1 protein-coding gene is annotated in these 250 nt (G+C 57.6%); it reads left to right on the forward strand.

Annotated elements, in window-relative coordinates; all coding sequences use genetic code 11:
• The coding region (locus R0J87_RS22925) for a PhoH family protein (protein WP_498889237.1) at positions 1-250 on the forward strand (250 nt) is incomplete at both ends.

Below are 250 nucleotides of genomic sequence, written 5' to 3' on the forward strand. Positions count from 1 at the left end.
CTTCGGTATTGGTCCTGCCGGTACGGGGAAAACCTACCTGGCGGTTGCCGCTGCGGTTGATGCGCTGGAGCGCCAGGAAATCCGCCGTATTCTGCTGACCCGCCCTGCCGTGGAAGCCGGTGAAAAACTGGGCTTCCTGCCGGGAGATCTGAGCCAGAAGGTCGATCCGTATCTGCGCCCGCTTTACGATGCCTTGTTCGAAATGCTGGGTTTTGAGCGGGTAGAGAAACTGATTGAGCGTAATGTCATT

The sequence above is a fragment of the Halomonas sp. SIMBA_159 genome (assembly GCF_046536035.1).
Taxonomy (GTDB): Bacteria; Pseudomonadota; Gammaproteobacteria; order Pseudomonadales; family Halomonadaceae; genus Vreelandella; species Vreelandella venusta_A.